The organism is Bacillus thermozeamaize, from assembly GCA_002159075.1.
GTDB lineage: Bacteria > Bacillota > Bacilli > ZCTH02-B2 > ZCTH02-B2 > Bacillus_BB > Bacillus_BB thermozeamaize.
The window spans coordinates 1-1,864 of the sequence record LZRT01000029.1; the positions used below are offsets into that span (position 1 = coordinate 1).

1 protein-coding gene and 2 pseudogenes are annotated in these 1,864 nt (G+C 53.3%); 1 reads left to right on the forward strand and 2 read right to left on the reverse strand.

Going from position 1 to position 1,864, the window contains the following annotated elements:
• Positions 1 to 214 (forward strand): annotated as a pseudogene (locus BAA01_04160) (AAA family ATPase).
• Here BAA01_04160 and BAA01_04165 read toward each other — a convergent pair.
• Together BAA01_04165 and BAA01_04170 are read right to left on the reverse strand one after the other, a co-directional pair.
• A complete protein-coding gene (locus tag BAA01_04165) occupies positions 194 to 1,081 on the reverse strand; it encodes a hypothetical protein (GenBank protein ID OUM89929.1) in 888 nt (295 codons plus the stop codon). The pseudogene BAA01_04160 and the gene BAA01_04165 overlap by 21 nt on opposite strands.
• Positions 1,082 to 1,377: 296 nt before the next feature.
• Positions 1,378 to 1,864, reverse strand: a pseudogene (locus BAA01_04170) (group II intron reverse transcriptase/maturase).

A 1,864-nucleotide genomic window follows, 5' to 3' on the forward strand; every position in this document is an offset into this window, starting at 1 on the left:
CAAGAGCATTGGCGAGTGGGGCGAACTGATGGGCGATCCTGTGCTGGCAACAGCGGTTCTCGACCGGCTTTTGCATCACTGTCATGTCATCAATATTCGCGGGAACAGCTATCGCCTCAAAGACAAAATCAAAACCGGAATCTATTCGACGCCAGGTGCACAGGTGGGTCAATTTTATTCCGGCTCTGGTGGGTCAAATGAATTCCGGCGTTGACACCGGCAAACCCTCGGAAATTTCCACATTGGCAAAACCGCTGTTTGTAAGACTTGATTCTTCAAGCTTAACAGGGGAGTGCACTTCAACGTATTCGACTACTGTATTGCCGGAAGCAACAACGCGTACAATGCCGTCACGCTCGTCAACCCAAATCCAAACGAGCACAGAATCCTCAAAATGCACGGATTCGGGGCCGCCGCCGTAAATGTATGTCGTTCCGCGCACACTTACATTTTTGAAGTAAGCATCCCCATCCCCTACGGTTTCAGCTACCGTCAGATCACCTTCAATGATCACGTTCCGAAGTGTGACGCCCGGAGATGCGACGATCACACTGCCTTTGATTACAGCAACGCCCGTATCCGGTCCGTATTGACCGGGAGTATCGTAGACCATTACCTGGGAAGCAGCGTAATTCAAAGCACTTTCCAGCAATGTAACGGCTTCGGCGCGCGTCAAGTGGCCTTGCGGATCAAAATTTCCATTACCGCGACCCTTGATGATGGAGTTTTGGGAAAGCGCCAATACCGCTTCCTTGCTCCAATCCGAGATGGCAGCGTGATCCTTGAATGGGATGGTAGCATTCTGCGTGCCATTTTCAATCTTCAGGAGTTTGTAGACCATTACGGCCGCTTCTTCTCGTGTGATTTTTTGATCCGGCTGGACGGTATGATCACTGTAGCCTTGTATGTAATTTGCCTGCACGGCGATCGCGATATGTGGATATGCCCAATGGGTATCTTTCAAATCGATGAAATTTATTTTGGCAGCTTCTGTTAGGTTGAAAGAACGATTAATAAATGCGGCAAACTCGGCACGTGTTATCGGGCGATCCGGATAATAAAAGCCATTGTAGCCTTGCAAATATCCCTTATCAATCCATTTGGTCAGTTGAGCTTCCGTCCGGCGGTTCCCCGCCCGAGGCTCCTTGCCGTATGACCCTTACGCTTGATTGAGAAAACCTTCCAGGGCGATGGCCGGCCGCATGTCGGCCTGCCGGCATGCGGTGTAAACAAAACGAAGAGCCGGGCCTTCCCATAAGCGAATGCCTGGCTCGGTTCTTTTTTAGAAAAAGACTGAAATCGAGTAGAAGGGGGCGGCTAGCCCCCGTCCTCTCACACCACCTGGCATGCGGGTCCGCACCAGGCGGTTCCGAAGAGTTAACGAAATGCCAAGTAACATTCAAGCATGCTGACCAGCCCTTGCGCCTGAAAATATCGGGTGTCAAGGGCGTTGTTCAGGTTGCGGGACATCTCCCATGGCCCCCGGCGTGAGTTCGCCATCATATGGACGAAGTGTTCCGGTACCCCCAGCGCCCGCAGTTCACGGTAGCGCGTCCGTACCCGTTTCCACTGCTTCCATAGGCACATCCTCAGCCGCCGGCGTATCCACTGGTCAAGAGTTTCGCAGTGCGACTTTGCGGCCGCAATGCGGAAATACCCGACCCATCCCGTGATGTACCGGTTCAGTTCTCGGATTCGTTGCTCCATGGTGACAGGCCGGGTCCTGGATGTGATGGCCCTGACCCGTTCCTTGAAGCGTTCCACCGTCTTTGGAGCCAACCGGATGGTCGCTTCCCGGTCCGGCAGAAAACTGAACCCCAGAAACTTCCTCTTCCACGGCCGGTCCACCGCGCTTTTGTCCCGG